This is a genomic window from Pseudomonas orientalis (genome assembly GCF_022807995.1).
GTDB lineage: Bacteria > Pseudomonadota > Gammaproteobacteria > Pseudomonadales > Pseudomonadaceae > Aquipseudomonas > Aquipseudomonas orientalis_B.
On record NZ_CP094351.1, the window covers coordinates 5,288,847 to 5,305,655 of the forward strand.

15 protein-coding genes and 2 pseudogenes are annotated in these 16,809 nt (G+C 62.6%); 11 read left to right on the plus strand and 6 right to left on the minus strand.

The window, feature by feature from the left end; all coding sequences use genetic code 11:
- Positions 1-102 precede the first annotated feature (102 nt).
- From MRY17_RS23755 to MRY17_RS23795, 9 genes and pseudogenes are all read left to right on the plus strand, one after another.
- Positions 103-2,025 (plus strand): putative nucleotidyltransferase substrate binding domain-containing protein, encoded by a 1,923-nt coding sequence (locus MRY17_RS23755; RefSeq protein WP_243352959.1) that lies wholly within the window; start codon positions 103-105, stop codon positions 2,023-2,025.
- Positions 2,022-2,716 (plus strand): annotated as a pseudogene (locus MRY17_RS23760) (3'-5' exonuclease). The gene MRY17_RS23755 and the pseudogene MRY17_RS23760 overlap by 4 nt, the downstream one beginning before the upstream one ends.
- Positions 2,717-2,810: 94 nt before the next feature.
- A complete protein-coding gene (locus tag MRY17_RS23765) occupies positions 2,811-3,329 on the plus strand; it encodes an RNA polymerase sigma factor (RefSeq protein ID WP_124425226.1) in 519 nt (172 codons plus the stop codon).
- Entirely contained in the window at positions 3,326-4,294 is a 969-nt protein-coding gene (locus MRY17_RS23770) for a FecR domain-containing protein (RefSeq protein WP_181284382.1), read from the plus strand. The genes MRY17_RS23765 and MRY17_RS23770 overlap by 4 nt, the downstream gene beginning before the upstream one ends.
- A 222-nt stretch (positions 4,295-4,516) precedes the next feature.
- Positions 4,517-6,946, plus strand: a complete 2,430-nt coding sequence (locus MRY17_RS23775; protein WP_243352960.1) for a TonB-dependent siderophore receptor — start codon at positions 4,517-4,519, stop codon at positions 6,944-6,946.
- Between the two features lie 62 nt (positions 6,947-7,008).
- A complete protein-coding gene (locus tag MRY17_RS23780; RefSeq protein WP_243352961.1) occupies positions 7,009-8,112 on the plus strand; it encodes a PepSY-associated TM helix domain-containing protein in 1,104 nt (367 codons plus the stop codon).
- A complete protein-coding gene (locus MRY17_RS23785) occupies positions 8,109-8,291 on the plus strand; it encodes a hypothetical protein (RefSeq protein WP_124434266.1) in 183 nt (60 codons plus the stop codon). Before MRY17_RS23780 ends, MRY17_RS23785 begins: the two co-directional genes overlap by 4 nt.
- Before the next feature lie 164 nt (positions 8,292-8,455).
- Positions 8,456-9,085, plus strand: coding sequence for a glutathione S-transferase (locus MRY17_RS23790; RefSeq protein ID WP_181284379.1), 630 nt, complete (start codon positions 8,456-8,458; stop codon positions 9,083-9,085).
- A 22-nt stretch (positions 9,086-9,107) separates the two neighbouring features.
- Positions 9,108-9,197 (plus strand): annotated as a pseudogene (locus tag MRY17_RS23795) (outer membrane lipoprotein carrier protein LolA); the annotation flags it as partial.
- Between the two features lie 65 nt (positions 9,198-9,262).
- Here MRY17_RS23795 and creD read toward each other — a convergent pair.
- From creD to MRY17_RS23815, 4 genes are read right to left on the minus strand one after another with little or no spacing between them, the layout of a single operon-like run.
- On the minus strand, positions 9,263-10,612 hold the full coding sequence (gene creD / locus MRY17_RS23800) for a cell envelope integrity protein CreD (protein WP_243352962.1): 1,350 nt from the start codon (positions 10,610-10,612) through the stop codon (positions 9,263-9,265).
- 51 nt (positions 10,613-10,663) lie between these two features.
- On the minus strand, positions 10,664-12,103 hold the full coding sequence (creC, locus tag MRY17_RS23805) for a two-component system sensor histidine kinase CreC (RefSeq protein WP_243352963.1): 1,440 nt from the start codon (positions 12,101-12,103) through the stop codon (positions 10,664-10,666).
- On the minus strand, positions 12,103-12,771 hold the full coding sequence (creB, locus tag MRY17_RS23810; protein ID WP_191953044.1) for a two-component system response regulator CreB: 669 nt from the start codon (positions 12,769-12,771) through the stop codon (positions 12,103-12,105). The genes creC and creB overlap by 1 nt, the downstream gene beginning before the upstream one ends.
- 9 nt (positions 12,772-12,780) lie before the next feature.
- Positions 12,781-13,281, minus strand: a complete 501-nt coding sequence (locus tag MRY17_RS23815; protein ID WP_124427737.1) for an ATP-dependent zinc protease family protein — start codon at positions 13,279-13,281, stop codon at positions 12,781-12,783.
- 171 nt (positions 13,282-13,452) lie between these two features.
- On the opposite strand from MRY17_RS23815, the gene MRY17_RS23820 reads away from it, so the two are divergent.
- Positions 13,453-14,340 (plus strand): acyltransferase, encoded by an 888-nt coding sequence (locus MRY17_RS23820; protein WP_243352964.1) that lies wholly within the window; start codon positions 13,453-13,455, stop codon positions 14,338-14,340.
- Here the strand turns inward: MRY17_RS23820 and MRY17_RS23825 are convergent.
- On the minus strand, positions 14,337-14,909 hold the full coding sequence (locus MRY17_RS23825; protein WP_181284374.1) for a DUF2780 domain-containing protein: 573 nt from the start codon (positions 14,907-14,909) through the stop codon (positions 14,337-14,339). The two genes, MRY17_RS23820 and MRY17_RS23825, sit on opposite strands and share 4 nt — an antisense overlap.
- A gap of 124 nt (positions 14,910-15,033) precedes the next feature.
- Between MRY17_RS23825 and MRY17_RS23830 the strand changes: the two genes are divergently transcribed.
- Complete coding sequence (locus tag MRY17_RS23830) at positions 15,034-15,492, plus strand: anti-sigma factor domain-containing protein (RefSeq protein WP_338134203.1); 459 nt, start codon at positions 15,034-15,036, stop codon at positions 15,490-15,492.
- Positions 15,493-15,562: 70 nt separating this feature from the next.
- Here MRY17_RS23830 and fdhA read toward each other — a convergent pair whose 3' ends face one another.
- Complete coding sequence (gene fdhA / locus MRY17_RS23835; protein WP_065885453.1) at positions 15,563-16,762, minus strand: formaldehyde dehydrogenase, glutathione-independent; 1,200 nt, start codon at positions 16,760-16,762, stop codon at positions 15,563-15,565.
- Positions 16,763-16,809: the final 47 nt, after the last annotated feature.

Sequence of the window (16,809 nt, forward strand, 5' to 3'; positions counted from 1 at the left end):
TTTGCGCGAGTGACACCGACCTAGACTTACGTCCAATGGGCACCCGCCGTGCAGAAGTCGACCATGCAGCACGATAACGACAAAAAAACTGCGGTCACTGTTATGAGTAAAGCTGATGCTTTCACGCAGGCGGGTAAAACCGCCGTGTTGCAGAACATCCACGGCACCCTGCAATTCCTGCAACGCTTCCCGCCGTTCAACCAGATGGAAAATGCGCACCTGGCGTTTCTGGTGGAACAGTGCCAGCTGCGTTTCTATGGCCCCGGCGACAGTATCCTCAAGCCGTCGGGCGGGCCGGTCGAGCATTTTTATATCGTCAAGCAGGGGCGCGTGGTCGGCGAGCGGCCGGACTCGGCAGACCCCACCTTCGAAATCACCACAGGCGAGTGTTTCCCCCTCGCCGCCTTGCTCGGTGAACGCGCCACCCGCACCGAGCACAAAGCGGCTGAAGACACCTTTTGCCTGCAACTGAACAAGATGGCGTTCATCAAGCTGTTCGCCCTTTCCAGCCCATTTCGTGATTTCGCCTTGCGCGGCGTCAGCAGCCTGCTCGACCAGGTCAACCAGCAGGTGCAGCAAAAAGCCGTGGAAACCCTCGGTACCCAATACTCGTTGAACACTCGCCTGGGTGAACTGGCGATGCGCCACCCGGTCACCTGCAGCCCGGACACTGCGCTGCGCGAAGCGGTGACGCTGATGCACGAGCAGCAGGTGGGCAGCATTGTGATTGTCGACGAACACAAGGCGCCGCTGGGCATCTTCACCCTGCGTGACCTGCGCCAGGTGGTGGCCGACGGCACCAGTGATTTCGGTCAAGGCATCGCCGGCCATATGACCCAGGCGCCGTTCTCCCTGAGCCCGGACCACAGCGCGTTCGACGCGGCAATCGCCATGACCGAGCGGCATATCGCCCATGTGTGCCTCGTGCAGGACCAGCGCCTGTGCGGCGTGGTCTCGGAGCGCGACCTGTTTTCCCTCCAACGCGTTGACCTGGTGCACCTGGCGCGGACCATCCGCAACGCGTCCCGTGTGGAGCAACTGGTGGCGATTCGCGGCGAGATCGGTCAACTGGTCGAGCGCATGCTGGCCCACGGCGCGTCGTCCGCCCAGATCACCCACATTATTACCCTGCTTAACGATCACACCGTGTGCCGGGTCATCGAACTGACTCTGGCGGAAAAAGGCGATCCCGGCGTGCCCTTCAGCTGGCTGTGCTTTGGCAGCGAAGGCCGCCGCGAACAGACGCTGTACACCGATCAGGACAACGGCATCCTGTTCGAGGCTCGGGACGCCGTGCAAGCCGCCGAGATTCGCGAGCGCCTGCTGCCCCTGGCGCAACAGATCAACCAGAGCCTGGCGCTGTGCGGCTTCAGCCTGTGCAAGGGCAATATCATGGCCGGCAACCCGGAGCTGTGCCTGTCACGGGCCGAATGGGCCCGGCGTTTTGCCGCGTTCATTCGCGAAGCCACGCCGGAAAACCTGCTGGGTTCAAGCATCTATTTCGACCTGCGGGTGGTGTGGGGCGACGAGCAGGGTTGTGAGCAACTGCGCCAGGGCATTCTGGACCAGGTAGCGGATAACCGGCTGTTCCAGCGCATGCTGGCCGAGAACGCCCTGCGCCAGCGCCCGCCCGTAGGGCGCTTTCGCGAGTTTGTGCTGACGCGCAAAAGCGGGGAAAAGGCCACCCTGGATCTCAAGGTACAAGGCCTTACGCCGTTCGTGGACGGCGCGCGCCTGTTGGCCCTGGCCCATGGCGTGCACGCCAATAACACCCTGGAGCGGCTGCGCCAGTTGGTCGCCAGACAAGTGATCGAGCGGCTGGACGGTGCGGCCTATGAAGAGGCCTACCACTTCATCCAGCAAACCCGCATGCAGCAGCATCAGATGCAAACCCGGGAAAACCTGCCGTATTCCAACCGTGTCGATCCCGACAGCCTCAATCACCTGGACCGGCGCATCCTGCGCGAATCCCTGCGCCAGGCCCAGCGCCTGCAAAGCAGCCTGACCTTGCGGTATCAGCTGTGAGCCTGTTCAGCTGGCTGCGCGCGAAAAAACCCGGTCTCAATGCGGCGCAGCAGCAACGCCTGGGCCAACTGCCCGCGCCTGCGGCACTGGGCAATGAGCCCTTGCGCAGCCAGCGCTGGGTAGTGGTCGACCTGGAAACCAGCGGCCTGCACCTCAACCGTGACCAGGTGCTGTCCATCGGTGCCGTGGTGATCGAGGACGGTGCGGTGGATTTCTCGCAGATGTTCGAACGCACCCTGCAACGCACTGCTGGCAAACTCAGCCCCAGCGTGCTGATCCACGGCCTCGGCCCCAGCGCCATCGCGGCCGGCAGCGACCCGGTGGAAGCGCTGCTGGATTTCATGGCGTTCGTCGGCGACAGCCCGCTGCTGGCCTTCCATGCGCCGTTCGATCAACACATGCTGTGCCGGGCGCTCAAGGAGAGCCTGGGTTATCGCCTGGCCCATCCCTTTCTCGATGTGGCCGATATCGCCCCGCTGCTGTGCCCCGAGGCGAACATCCGTGAGGCCGGCCTGGATGAATGGATCAACCATTTCAACTTGCAGGTGGGCGAGCGCCATCACGCCAGTGCCGATGCACTGGCCACCGCGGAGCTGATGCTGATCCTCGCCAGCAACACATCGACACGCCACAGGCGCTGCAAGAGCGCTTGAGCCAATGGCGGCGGCGTAAACAGGCGCCATCGTTTTAGTGGCGCGGCCCGACAGACGCCAATTGCGCCCACCACACGCCTCTGAGACAATCGCGAATAATTCTCGTTAGTTTAAACTTTATTCGGTGATGCCTTGTCGTCGGCCCAGACCCCACACAGTGAGCTTGTTGGCGCGTTGTATCGCGACCATCGTGGCTGGCTGTTGGCCTGGCTGCGGCGTAACGTGGCCTGCCCGAGCCGCGCCGAAGATCTGAGCCAGGACACTTTCATGCGCCTGCTGGGCCGTGAAGGGCTGCCTGAACCCCGCGAGCCACGCGCCTTTCTGGTAGCGATTGCCAAGGGCTTGCTGTTCGACTACTTCCGCCGCGCCGCCCTGGAACAGGCCTATCTCACCGAATTGATGCTGATCCCGGAAAGCGAGCACCCATCGCCCGAGGCACAGCAACTGATCCTCGAAGACCTCAAGGCCATCGACCGTCTGCTCGGCAAACTGTCGAGCAAAGCCCGCGCCGCCTTCCTCTATAACCGCCTCGACGGCCTGGGCCACGCAGACATCGCCCAGCGCCTGGGTGTGTCGGTGCCACGCGTGCGCCAGTACCTGGCCCAGGGCATCCGCCAGTGCTACATCGCGTTGTACGGCGAGCCGTCATGAGTATGATCAGCGCCAAGCCGGTGTCGGCCCGTGTGCTGGACGCCGCGATTGCCTGGCAACTATCCCTCGATTCCGGCGACGGCAGCGTGGTGGAGCAGGAAGAATTCGCCAAGTGGCTGGCCAGCGACGAAGAACACGCCCGCGCCTGGCGCCAGTTGGGCATGCTCGACCAGCGTTTCAGTGCAGCCTCCGGTCCCGCGCGGGCGGCGTTGTTGCAGTCTCGCGAAGGCGTGCGCCAGCGCATGCGCAAACTGGGCCGTGGCCTGGCGAGCATCGCGCTGGTCTGCGGCCTGGCGTTATTTGCCGGTGAGCGCTATGTGCCCATCCACTATTGGCTGGCCGATCAACGCACCGCCACCGGCGAGCAGCGCACTCTGGAGTTGGATGACGGCACCCGGATCAATCTCAACACCCACAGCGCCATCGATGTGCGCTTCGACGATAAACGCCGCTTGATAGTGTTGCAGGCGGGCGAAATCCTCGTCGAAACCGGCCACAACGATGCGCGCCCGTTCTCTGTACAGACCCGCGACGGCAACCTGCGGGCGCTGGGTACGCGGTTCATCGTGAAACGCGAAGACGACGCCACGCGTCTGAGCGTGCTGCAATCGGCGGTGGCCGCCCAGCCTGAGGCACTGTCTCAGGAGCGGATTTTCAAGGCGGGCGAGCAAGTGCTGATGCGCAGCGATAGCCTTGGTCCTGCGCTTGCCGTCTCACCGGCCAGCGACGCCTGGACCCGCGGCATGCTGGTGGTCGACAACGCCCGCCTGGGCGATGTGGTGGCTGAACTGGGCCGGTATCGCAACGGTTATCTGGGCGTGGATGACAGCGTGGCCGACCTGCGCATCACCGGCAGCTTCCCGCTGCACGACACCACCCTGGCGCTCAATGCGCTGTTGCCGACCTTGCCGGTGCAGATTGAACAGCACACGCCGTGGTGGGTGACTGTCAAGGGTAGGCCTTAGGTTCTGCGGCATCTGAAGATCGCTATCGGGGGCAAGCCCCCTCCCACACTTTTTGATTTGTGAACACAGTCAAATGTGGGAGGGGCGGTGCGACGATTCGACTTGCCCCCGATGAGGCCCTCAAAAACACCACCCAAAAAATATTTTCACCCCGCCCTATCACTTTCCGATTCTCGTCCGGCACCTAGGCAATTGAGAAATATTTCCATTCAGGAGCCTCCCATGTCCCGCACGCTAGACACTTTGTTGCGCCCCAGCCTGTTAGCCGTGGCCATCGCCCTCGGCGCCCCGCTGCTCAGCCCCACGTTGATCGCCGCCGAACAGTCCACCAGCGTGCGCGCCTACAACCTGCCGGCCGCGCCACTGGCCGCCACCCTGAACCAGATCGCCAGCCAGGCCGGCCTCGCGCTGACCCTCAACCCGACGCTCGCCGCCGGCAAGACCTCGGCACCGGTCAAGGGCCAGTTCGATGCGCAGGACGCAATGCGTGAAGCCTTGCGCGGGACAGGCCTGCAGCTGGAGCAGAGCAGCGCCGGGACCTTTACCTTGGTGGCGATTGCGGACGGTGTCGTGGCGTTGCCGCAGACCAGCATTATTGGTCAAAGCAATTACGAGAGCGCCTGGGGGCCGGTGGAGGGCTACCTGGCCAAGCGCACTGCCGCCGGCACCAAGACCGACACGGCCCTGGTCGAGGCGCCGCGCTCCATCTCGGTGGCGACCCGCGAGCAGATGCAGGATCGCAACGTGCAGAACCTCGACGACGCGGTCAAATACATGCCCGGCATCGTGTCCGCCAGCTACGGCAGCGACACCCGCTACGACTGGATGCGCGTGCGTGGCTTCGAACCCACCCAGTTCCTCGACGGCCTGCCCCTGCCGCGTGGCGTGTACGCCAACCCGAAAGCGGAAACCTGGAACCTCGACCGCCTCGCCCTGCTGCGCGGCCCGGCCTCGTCGGTTTACGGCCAGACCCCGCCGGGCGGTCTCCTTGACATGGTCAGCCGCCATCCCAGCGCCGAACAGAGCAGCGCCATCCAGGTGCAATACGGGAGTGACAACTATCGTCAGATCAACTTTGCCAGCACCGGCAAGATCGATGACGAAGGCCAGTTTCTGTACGGCCTCAGCGGCGTGGTGCGTGATGCCGGCACCCAGGTCGATCACATCGACAACAAGCGCTACAACATCGCGCCAAGCCTGACCTGGAATATCGATACCGATACCAAGCTCACGCTCCTGTCGCAGTTCACCCGTGACGATACCGGCGCTACCAGCCAGTTCCTGCCGATCCAGGGCACCAAGATCAAATCGCCCCTGGGCGACATCTCGCATCACAAGAACCTCGGCGATCCGGATTACGAGTATTACGACCGCACTTATTACGCACTGGGCTACGCCTTCGAACACCGTTTCAACGACACCTGGCAGTTCAAGCAGAACCTGCGCTACACCAAATCGGAACTGGCTTTCCAGCAACTGACCGTGGGCTCGTTCGCCTTCTCGCCAGCAGACGCGGCCGGCAATATCAGCCGCTCGTCGACCAACGTGGACGAGGACATTGGCCAGTTCGCGGTGGATAACAACTTCCAGGCGGATTTCGCCACTGGCGATATCACCCATACCCTGCTGTTGGGCCTGGACCATCAGCGCACCGATACTTCATACACGTCGATTTTCGGCCTCGCCGGAACGGTCAACATCTTCAACCCGGTCAATACCCAGCCGGTCGTGCGGCCAGCGCGTTCCACAGCGTTCTATGACTACAACCAGAAAACCATCCAGACCGGCCTCTACGTGCAGGACCAGATGGCGCTGGACAACTGGCGCCTGACCCTGGGCGGTCGTGAAGACTGGGTTCATCAGGGCACCACGTACTTCAATAAAAACGATGCGACCAACACCGACCGCAGCAAAAACTTCAGTGGCAACGCGGCGCTGAGTTATGTATTCGACTCAGGCTTCGTGCCCTATATCTCCTACGCCGAATCGTTCCAACCGGCGAGCAACGCCAGCGTCTCCCCGACCGAGTCGTATAAACCCACCGAGGGCAAGCAGTGGGAGCTGGGGGTCAAGTACCAGCCGCCGGGCTCGAACACTCTGCTGAGCGCGGCGGTGTATGACCTCACCCAGAAAAACGTGCTGGTCACCAGCTTCCAGTCCGGTGGCGTGTCACTCACCGACCAGACCGGCGAAGTGAAGGTCAAGGGCCTGGAGCTGGAAGCCATCTCTGACGTCACCGAAAACCTCAAGGTGATCGCGGCGTATACCCTGGCCAAATCCGAAGTGCAAAAAGGCGACTTCAAAGGCAACCGTCTGCAACTGATGCCTAACCAGCAAGCCTCCCTGTGGACGGACTACACCTGGCACACCGGCGCCCTCGACGGCTTCGGCATCGGTTTTGGCGCCCGCTACACCGGCAATACCTACGGCGACCAGGCCAACACCTGGTCCGGAAAAGCCAACGCCTACACCGTATTCGACGGCGCCGCGCACTACGACCTCGGCCGCCTGGACAACAGCCTCAAGGGCGCGTCGGTGAAAGTGAACGCGACCAACCTGTTCAACAAGGACTACATTTCCACCTGTGACGGTTCCTACTGCTACTTCGGCGACCAACGCAGCGTCGTCGCCAGCGCCACCTACCAGTGGTAATCGGCTGAGTTAACAACCGGGCCGTCCACCAGGACGGCTTTGGTGCGTCTGAAGGCAAGAAAATGAAAAGCAAAACCATCCGCCGCTGGTCCTTCATCCACACCTGGACCAGCCTGATCTGCACCGTATTCTTGCTGCTGCTCGCCCTCACTGGGCTGCCGCTGGTGTTTCACCACGAGATCGATCATCTGCTGGGCAACGAACCCGAGCTCAAGCAGATGCCCGCCGATACGCCGCAGCTCAACCTGGAGCAACTGGTGGCCAAAGCGCAGGCCCATCGCCCCGGCGAGGCCATGCAGTACATGGCCTGGGACGAGGACGACAAGAACGGCGTGATCGCGATCATGGCCGCCACAGCCGGTACCGAGCCGAATGCGTCGCATACCTTCATGCTTGATGCGCGTACCGGCGAAACCGTGGAGATGCCGTCAGCCAACGGCGGGCTCACCCTGTTCCTGCTGCGCCTGCATGTGGACATGTTCGCCGGGCTGCCCGGCAAGCTGTTGCTCGCGTTCATGGGCGTGCTGTTCGTGCTGGCGCTTGTCTCGGGCACGGTGCTGTACCTGCCGTTCATGCGCCGCTTGGAGTTCGCCACCGTGCGCCAGGACAAATCCACCCGCCTGCGCTGGCTCGACCTGCATAACCTGATCGGCGTGGTCACCCTGACCTGGGCGCTGGTGGTGGGCGTGACCGGTGTGATCAGCGCCTGCGCCGACCTGCTCATCGCCGCCTGGCGCCAGGACAGCCTCAGCGCACTGGTCGAACCCTACAAAGACGCCCCGCCGCTGACCCGGCGCGCGCCGGCCAGCGAACTGCTGAGCATCGCCGCCAAGGCTGCGCCCGGCATGCAACCGGACTTCATCGCCTTCCCCGGCACGCGCTTCTCCAGCGAGCATCACTATGCCGTGTTCATGAAAGGCAGTACCCACCTCACCTCCCATCTGCTCACCCCGGTATTGATCGACGCCGGCACCCTGGCCGTCACCGCCATCGCCGAACGTCCGTGGTACATGGACGCCATGGGCATGTCCCAGCCGCTGCACTTCGGTGACTACGGCGGCATGCCGATGAAGATCCTCTGGGCGCTGCTGGATGTGCTGACCATCATCGTGTTGGTCAGCGGGATTTACCTATGGATTGTGCGGCGCAAGGCGGGCAAGGCATGAAGCCGCGGCAGTCGAGTTTCTGGAAGGTGTTCGGCATTCCGCTGGGGATTGGCCTGCTCAGCGCCGCCGGGTTGTTTGCGGCGTTGCTGGGGGATGGGTGGTGGGATTCGTTGAGCTGGGTGGGGTTGGGTATACCGGCTGGCATTGGTGCCTGGGCGTTGTTCGGGCGGCGCGCCTGAGGGCGCTATCGGGGGCAAGCCCCCTCCCACACTTGGATGTGTGAATACAGTCAAAATGTGGGAGGGGGCTTGCCCCCGATGAGGCCCTCAGAAGCATCCAGAATCTCCTCGCCAGCCACCCCACAACCCTCTAGGCTAACCCCAGCCCATTTCGAGGAATGCCCATGTCCGCCCCCAGCATGACCTTGTTCCACAACCCCGCTTCGCCCTTCGTACGCAAAGTCCGCGTGCTGTTGATCGAGACCGGCCAGCAGGACCGTGTGACCCTGCACGCCTGCATGCCCACCCCCGTCAACCCGGACGCCGAGGTGGTGCAAGGCAATCCGGTGGGCAAGATCCCGGCCCTGCGCCTGGCCGACGGTTCGGTGCTGCACGACAGCCGGGTGATCCTCGATTACTTCGACCACCAGCACGTCGGCAACCCGCTGATCCCCCGCGACGGCTCGGCCCGCTGGCGGCGCCTGACCCTGGCGTCGATGGCCGACGGGATCATGGACGCCGCCGTGCTGGTGCGCTACGAAACCGCCATGCGCCCGGTGGAGAAGCACTGGGACCAGTGGCTGAACGAGCAGCGCAACAAGATGCGCCGTGCGCTGGCCGAGCTGGAACAGGACGCCATCGCCGAATTGGCCAGCCACTTCGACGTCGCCGCCATCAGCGTGGCCTGCGCCCTGGGCTACCTCGACTTTCGCCACCCGGACCTGCAATGGCGCACCGACAATCCCAAGCTGGCCGCCTGGTACGCCGAGGTCAGCCAGCGGCCTTCGATGCAGCAGACCCAGCCGCCGATTTAACGGCCCCCCTGTAGGAGCGAGCTTGCTCGCGAAAATCGTCAACGATAACGCGGGGCACTTGGTTAAACGCGGCGTCCTTGCATTCTTCGCGAGCAAGCTCGCTCCTACAGTGGACGGTGGCGTTGGTGAGGAAGGTAACCATCCTGGCCTTCATTTGCTGATCTTCGCGCAGCCCGATCATTGCACCTCCTCCACCTTGCGCTTGCCCACCCCATACCAATCCAGCTTGCGCGTCAGCACCATCACCGTGCCCAGCAGGCCGAACAGCAACAGCGAGCCCATCAGCAACGCGTAATCCTCGGCACTGAGCAACCCGTACAACAAGCCATACAACGCCGCCAGCCCCGCCGAAAAGCCCAGGCCGTGGGCCACGCTGCGCAGCACATGGCACACGTAGAAACCAATCAACACCACGCAGGCACTGGCCGATATCAGGTAAGCCAGGGCAAACCCCACATGCTCGGACAGCGACAGCAACAGCAGGTAGAAGAATGCCAGCGCCACGCCCACCAACGCGTACTGGACGGGGTGCACCGCCAGGTTCTTGAGCACTTCGAACAGGAAGAAGCCGGCAAAGGTCAGGGCGATGAACAGCAGCGCGTATTTGATCGCGCGGTCGCTCTTGAGGTATTGGTCCACCGGGTCGATGAAGTTCACACCAAAGCTGCGGTTGTTGAAATCGTCACAGCCTTGGCGGTCCAGGCAGGTTTGCAGGGCCTGTTCGAGGTTGGTGGCGAAAAACGAGGTCTGCCAATTGGCAGTGAAGCCTTTGTCGCTGACCGCCCGCTGGGTCGGCAGGAAGTTGCCGATAAAACTCGGGTGCGGCCAGTTGGAGGCAAGCGATACCTGACTGGTCTTGCCCACCGGCACCACTTGCAGTTGTTCGGTGCCCTGCAGGCGCAGGTCGAAGGCGAACTCCACGGCGGCGGGCTTCTTGCTGTCCTGCTCCGGCAGCATCACATGCACGCCCTCGCCCAACCAGTCGACTTGAGAGCCCGGCGAAAACTCCAGGCGCTGATCGCCCAGTTTCAGCTTCAGGGCGTTTTCGATGCCGCGTATATCGCTGATGCCCACGGCCAGAAACCCAGGTTCAAAGCGATAATCGGCGAAGTTCTCCGTGATACCCAGTTGTGCAGGCAGTTCGAAACGTCCGCTGATGCGGTTGTCGGCGTGGAACAACCGCGCCTGATAGATGCCCCGCGCGCGCAGTTCGGTTTGCACCTGGCCGTCGAGCGCAAAACGCTCCGGCAGAAAATACAGGCGGCCGCGCTCTTCACGGGTTTCTTCGTAGCGCTTGTTGAGCTTTTCATTGAGCTTCCACTCACGCACCGTCTTGCGATAAGGCACCACCAGCACTGGCCCGGTGAGGCGCTGCGCGAAGCTGGAACTGCGCGCGATGTCCATCAATACGCCGTCGCGCAATTGCTGGCGGTCGCTGATGATGCCGTTGATCATCAGCAATGGAATCAGCAACAGCAGGATCAGCAGCGCAATCGCGCCAAGTTTGAAAAGCAGGCTGCGGTTCATGGGTCTCTCCCTGTTTTGATGGGAAGAGTCTGGGCAGCCCGTGTGGGGGTTTTATGTGGGCAATGTGGAGACTGTGTGGAGATGCAGCACCGCTTGCACGCCACCGGGTACGTTGCCAACCTGCAACGCGCCACCGTGCAATTTCATCACCTCTTCGACAAAGTTCAGGCCCAGGCCGGTGCTTTTGCGCCCGCTCGCCGGGCGTGGCAGCGAATAGAAACGCTCGCTCAGGCGCGGCAAGGCGTAGTCGGGGATCGGCTCGGCCTGGTTGAACAGGCTGACGTGAACGTCGTTGTGCCGCACCAGCGCGCTGAACCGCAGCGCACCGCCGGGCGGGGTGAAATCCAGGGCATTGTCCAGCAGGTTGCCCAAGGCCTGGCGCAGCAGGAACGGTTCGCCAAACACATGCACATCGGCGGCAATCGCCTGCTCGACATGCAAACCGGCGCTTTCGATGCGGGCACATTGCGCCTTGAGGACCTCATCGACCAGGCTCGCCAGCGCGATACTCGATTGTTCGTCCAGCCCTTGGCGCTGCTCCACCTGCGCCAGGTTCAGCAACCGCTCGATCAACTGCTGCAGGCGCGCGCTTTCGCTGTCGATATTGCCGACAAAGCGCTGCTGCTGCTCACGGCTCATATCGCCGTGCAGCAACTCCGCCGCGCCACGAATCGCCGCCAACGGGCTTTTCAGTTCGTGGGTCAGGGTGTGTACGTAGTGTTCGACGTAGGCTTTGCCTTCCAACTGGGTGCGCATATGCTCGACAGCCGTGGACAGCTGCTTGAGCTCGCCGCCCCGGTAATGGGGCAACTCGGCGCGACGGCCTTCGCTGACGGCCTCGGCATAGGCCGTCAACCGCCGCAGCGCATTGCTCAGCCACCACGACAGCAATGCGCCGAGCAACAGGCCGAGAATCACCAGGCCGGCGCCATACCACAGCAGGCGACGCTCGGTGCGGTCGACATAGGGCTGCAATGAGCTGTTGGGCTTGGCCACAGTGACCACGCCGATAATCCGCCCATCATCGCGAATCGGCGCGCCCACGTGCATCACCGACGAAGCAGGATCATCCGGCGCGCTGCGGGTGGAACGTGCGCCATATTCGCCGCGCAGGGTGAGGTACACGTCGTTCCATTTCGAATAGTCCTGGCCCACCGCTTCACCGGTGGAGTCGAGCAGAACCGTGCCGTTGGCGTCGGTCACATAGATGCGGTGATTGACCTGGTTTTTCGGCAGGCCCCAGATCACCGCGCCGGGCTGGCGATTGCCATAAGCCTTGAGCAGCTGCGGCCAATGGCTCTGGCCGAGGGTGCCGTTCTTCACATCATGGCGCAGGATTTCGGCAAGCAGGTTGGCGGTGTCCACCAGGGTCTCTTCGGTGGACTGGCGCACGCCGGGGCGGATTTCCTTCATCACCGTGTTGAGCACGAAGTAGCCGGTCAGGCCGATAAACAACGCGTACACCAGGAAAATCCGCAGCCCCAGGCGCATCAGCTGTGGCTCGGGCTGTAGCTGTAGCCAAGGCCGCGATGGGTCTGGATCGGATCGGCGTCCGCCTTCACGCTACGCAGTTTGCTGCGCAGGCTTTTGATATGGCTGTCGATATTGCGCGCGTAGCCGGCGTCGGCCGGTACGCCCACCGCGTCCAGCAACTGCTCGCGGCTGAACACCCGTTCGGGTTGCTCCAGCAGGCTTTGCAGCAGGCGCAATTCGTGACGCGTCAGGTTCAGCGGCTGGCCGCGATAGTGGATCTGCATGCGCTCCAGGTCCACCTGGAACACAGCAGGCGCCACACCCGGCCCGACACGCTTGAGAATCGCCCGCACCCTGGCCGCCACTTCGCGCGGGCTGAACGGCTTGACCACATAATCGTCGGCGCCGATTTCCAGCCCTACCACCCGGTCGATTTCGCCATCGCGGGCGCTGAGAAACATCACCGGCACTTCGCTGAACCGGCGCAATTGCTTGCAGGTTTCAAAACCGGTGATGTCGGGCAGGCCGATGTCGAGGATGATCAGGTCGGCCGGGGTCTGACGCTGATGCTCCAGCGCCGCCTGGCCGAGGCTCAGCCAGGTGGTGGTAAAGCCCTCGCCCTGCAGGGCGAATATCAGCGTGTCGGCTATCGCCGCTTCGTCTTCGACAATCAGGATATGCGCCATGTGGGTCCGTCAGCAGTCCGGTTTGTCGGCAGTGTAGCGACGCGCCGGGTTGACCGCTGCACCGAATTCGCGCAGGGCCTTGGCGCCGATCAGCAGCGGGTAGTTGAAGCTGCTGCGGTCGGTGAGGTTGACCTCCACGGTACGCTTGACGTCACCCAGGCACATTTCCAGGTCGATCACCGGGCGCTTGGCCACGCTGGCTTCGTCCTTGTCGTCGTCTTCGTCGGCGCGGCTCTTGATCTTGCTGATGCGCGAGACCTTGTGTTCGTAGACTTTGTTGTCGGCGTCCTTGCCGCCGAGACGGAAGCGCACCCAATCGTCGCCGTCACGGGTGAAGGTTTCGATGTCACGGGCCGACAGCGAGGCGGTCAGTGCGCCGGTGTCCATTTTGGCCTTGAAGGTCTGGCCGATTTCCGGCAATTGGATGTATTCGTAGCGGCCGTAGAGGGTCGGTTCGGCAGCCATGGCAGGCACAGTAATCAGGGCGAACGCAGCAAGGAGCAATTTCACGGCATGATTTCCTCGAAAGAAGTGGACGGATTCTAGACCGCATACACCGTACTTAGTTGGACGAGCGAGCATAACTGGCACATTGTGAAACATTCGTACGGCAATCTGCGATTTGGCCTCTGGACTCAGCTTGCTTATGATGGCCCGCCCACAAGATTCCAAGAGTTATTTATGCGCCGCCTGCTCACCGGCTGTCTGGTCACACTGCTGCTGTTACTCAACACGCTGATCCTGATCGGTCCCTTGATGGTATTCGCCCTGCTCAAGCTGGTGGCACCGGGCCGCTTGCGTGACTATGCGTCCTGGGCGGTGATGTGGATCGCCGAGACCTGGGCCGAGATCGACAAGCTGATTTTTTCCGTGTGTATTCCGACCCAATGGGATATTCGCGGCGGTGAGGACCTGCGCGGTGACACCTCTTACCTGGTGATCGGCAACCACCAGTCCTGGGTGGATATTCCCGCATTGATCCAGGCGCTGAACCGGCGCACGCCGTTCTTCAAATTCTTCCTGAAAAAAGAGCTGATCTGGGTGCCCTTCCTCGGCCTGGCCTGGTGGGCGCTGGATTACCCGTTCATGAAGCGCTACACCAAGGCGTTCCTGGCCAAACACCCGGAGCTGGCCGGGCAGGACCTGAAGATCACCAAGGAGGCCTGCGAGCTGTTCAAGCGCCAGCCGGTGACGGTGGTCAATTATCTGGAAGGCACGCGGTTCAGCGAGGCCAAACGCACACAGCAGGATTCACCGTTCACCCGGCTGCTCAAGCCCAAGGCAGGCGGCGTCGCGTTTGTACTGGCGGCAATGGGTGAGCAACTGGACGCCATCCTCGACGTGACCGTGGTCTACCCGCAACACAGGATTCCAGGCTTCTGGGATTTGATCAGCGGCGCGGTGCCGGAAGTGATCGTGGATATCCGTACCCGTGAACTGGACCCGGCGTTGTGGCAGGGGGATTACGAGAATGATCCGGCATTTCGCCAGACCGTCCAGAACTGGGTCAACCAGCTCTGGATGGAAAAGGACGCGCGCATCCAACAGTTGCGTGAGGAGCGTCTTTAGCTGCCGGTGCCCCAAGCCTGGGCCAGCTTGCCCAGTATCGAGCTGTCGGCGCCCTGACCGCCCAGGTATTGCAGGATCACCGGGGCAAACTGGCCGATCATGCCGCTGTCCATGCCCAGGGCGCTGAACGCGGTGTTCAAGTCATTGGTGTTTTTCACGTTACCCAGCAGACCGTCGAGGCCGCTGGTCTTGCTGCCGCCGGTCTGGCCGAGCAACCCGCTCAAGGCGCCGAGGCTGCCCAAAGCGTTGTCGCCCGACAGCTTATCGAGGCCTGGCACGCTGTTGCCCAGCTGTGAAAAGTCGTTACCGCTCAGTTTGTTCTTCGCCAGGCCCAGCATGGCGCCAGTGCCGCCGACGGCTTGCTCGGGGGTGATATTGAGTTGTGAGGTCAGGGCCGTCAGCAGGTCGGCCGTTTCCGAGGTTGGCGCGGCGGCGGCGGCTTTGTTGTTGCCACCCTGCATGCCGGAAATGGCATTGGCTGCATCGCCAAGGCTGAAACCTGCGGCGAACACCGGGCCGGCGGCCAGGGTCAGCAGGCAGGAAAGGGCAAAACCGCGTGAAATCTTCATCAAGACAACCTCAGGAGATAGGTGCAAAGCAGGCGTTGGACTGGGTATCCCGTCGGTTGTTCCGGAACCCATTGGGGATACGCGGGTCCATGAACTGACTACAAAATTTGTCAGGAAGAGACTTATGACTGCGATCCACCCCCAAGCGATTGAGCACAAGCCTGCGTTCTGGAGCCGCCCTCGCCTGTTCATCGGCGCCTGCGCCGTGGTGGTTGCCGGTATCGGTGGCGCGCTCTACACCCAGGACAGCGTCAAGTCCGCGGCGACGTTGGTGACTACCACCCAGCAGCCGGCCGCGCAAATCATGGCCCACAAGGATTACCTGGAAGTCCAGCCGATTGCCGCCACCGCACCGGCGCCGGACCAGAGCCTGGAGCTGTGGGCAATCCCCAAAGACGGCACACCGGTGTCCCTGGGCCTGTTGCCGGAGGACGGCAAGGGCATCATCGGCCTGAACCCGCGCCAGCAGGAAACCATCAGCAAACCGGTGGAGTTGATGGTGAGTTCGGAGACCAAAGGTGGCTCCATCAGCAAACAACCCACAGGCCCGACCGTCTACCAGGGCGCACTGGCCACCCGCTGATCTCCCAGACACCACAAACCCACATTAAAAAGGGCGACTCATGGGTCGCCCTTTTCATTTGCTCAACGTTTTACGCCGCACTGAACAGCTTATGCGGATCGATCACAAACTTCTTCGGCACACCCGCATCGAACTCGCCATAGCCGCGCGGCGCGTCATCCAGGCTGATCACCTGCACGCCGACGATCTCGGCAATGTTGATCCGGTCCCACATGATCGCCTGCATCAATTGGCGGTTGTACTTCATCACCGGCGTCTGCCCGGTGTGGAAGCTGTGGGATTTGGCCCAGCCCAAGCCGAAGCGAATGCTCAGGCTGCCCATCTTCGCAGCCGCATCGACCGCACCTGGGTCTTCAGTGACGTACAGGCCCGGAATACCGATCTTGCCGGCCACGCGCACCACGCCCATCAGCGAGTTGAGCACCGTAGCCGGGGCCTCGGCCTTGACGCCGTCGTGGCCGTGGCCGCGGGCTTCAAAGCCGACGGCATCGACGGCGCAGTCCACTTCCGGCTCGCCGAGCAGTGCGGCGATCTGTTCGTGCAATGGCGTGTCGGTGGACAGGTCGGCGATCTCGAAACCCTGGGCCTTGGCGTGGGCCAGGCGGATCGGGTTGACGTCACCGATGATCACCACCGCAGCGCCCAATAGACGCGCTGATGCGGCAGCGGCCAGGCCGACCGGGCCGGCACCGGCGATGTAGACCGTGCTGCCAGGGCCAACGCCGGCCGTGACGGCGCCGTGGTAGCCGGTGGGCAGGATGTCGGAGAGGCAGGTCAGGTCACGGATTTTCTCCATGGCCTTGTCGCGGTCCGGCAGTTTCAGCAGGTTGAAGTCGGCGTAAGGCACCAGCGCGTATTCAGCCTGGCCGCCAGTCCAGTCGCCCATGTCGACATAACCGTAGGCACCGCCCGGGCGCGCCGGATTGACACTCAGGCACACGCCGGTGTGCATTTCCTTGCAGGAGCGGCAACGGCCGCACGCCACGTTGAAGGGCACCGACACCAGATCGCCGATCTTCAGGTTTTCGACGTCGCTGCCCTTCTCGATCACTTCGCCGGTGATTTCATGCCCCAGCACCAGGCCGGTCTGGGCCGTGGTGCGACCGCGCACCATGTGTTGGTCGGAGCCGCAGATGTTGGTGGAAACCACGCGCAGGATGACGCCATGCTCGATCTTCCTGCCACGGGGGTCCTGCATTTTGGGATAGTCGATCTTCTGTACTTCGACCTTGCCGTTGCCGAGATACACGACACCACGATTACCAGACATGCTTTCACCTCGCTGTTGTTTTTATGGAACTGCGTTGCCTGTTGAGC

Bases quoted from the DNA above. Each gene is read 5' to 3' on its own strand.
- MRY17_RS23755 (WP_243352959.1), top strand. From the start codon at position 103: ATGAGTAAAGCTGATGCTTTCACGCAGGCGGGTAAAACCGCCGTGTTG.
- MRY17_RS23770 (WP_181284382.1), top strand. From the start codon at position 3,326: ATGAGTATGATCAGCGCCAAGCCGGTGTCGGCCCGTGTGCTGGACGCC.
- MRY17_RS23775 (WP_243352960.1), top strand. From the start codon at position 4,517: ATGTCCCGCACGCTAGACACTTTGTTGCGCCCCAGCCTGTTAGCCGTG.
- MRY17_RS23780 (WP_243352961.1), top strand. From the start codon at position 7,009: ATGAAAAGCAAAACCATCCGCCGCTGGTCCTTCATCCACACCTGGACC.
- MRY17_RS23785 (WP_124434266.1), top strand. From the start codon at position 8,109: ATGAAGCCGCGGCAGTCGAGTTTCTGGAAGGTGTTCGGCATTCCGCTG.
- MRY17_RS23790 (WP_181284379.1), top strand. From the start codon at position 8,456: ATGTCCGCCCCCAGCATGACCTTGTTCCACAACCCCGCTTCGCCCTTC.
- creD (WP_243352962.1), bottom strand. From the start codon at position 10,612: ATGAACCGCAGCCTGCTTTTCAAACTTGGCGCGATTGCGCTGCTGATC.
- creC (WP_243352963.1), bottom strand. From the start codon at position 12,103: ATGCGCCTGGGGCTGCGGATTTTCCTGGTGTACGCGTTGTTTATCGGC.
- creB (WP_191953044.1), bottom strand. From the start codon at position 12,771: ATGGCGCATATCCTGATTGTCGAAGACGAAGCGGCGATAGCCGACACG.
- MRY17_RS23820 (WP_243352964.1), top strand. From the start codon at position 13,453: ATGCGCCGCCTGCTCACCGGCTGTCTGGTCACACTGCTGCTGTTACTC.
- MRY17_RS23825 (WP_181284374.1), bottom strand. From the start codon at position 14,909: ATGAAGATTTCACGCGGTTTTGCCCTTTCCTGCCTGCTGACCCTGGCC.
- MRY17_RS23830 (WP_338134203.1), top strand. From the start codon at position 15,034: ATGACTGCGATCCACCCCCAAGCGATTGAGCACAAGCCTGCGTTCTGG.
- fdhA (WP_065885453.1), bottom strand. From the start codon at position 16,762: ATGTCTGGTAATCGTGGTGTCGTGTATCTCGGCAACGGCAAGGTCGAA.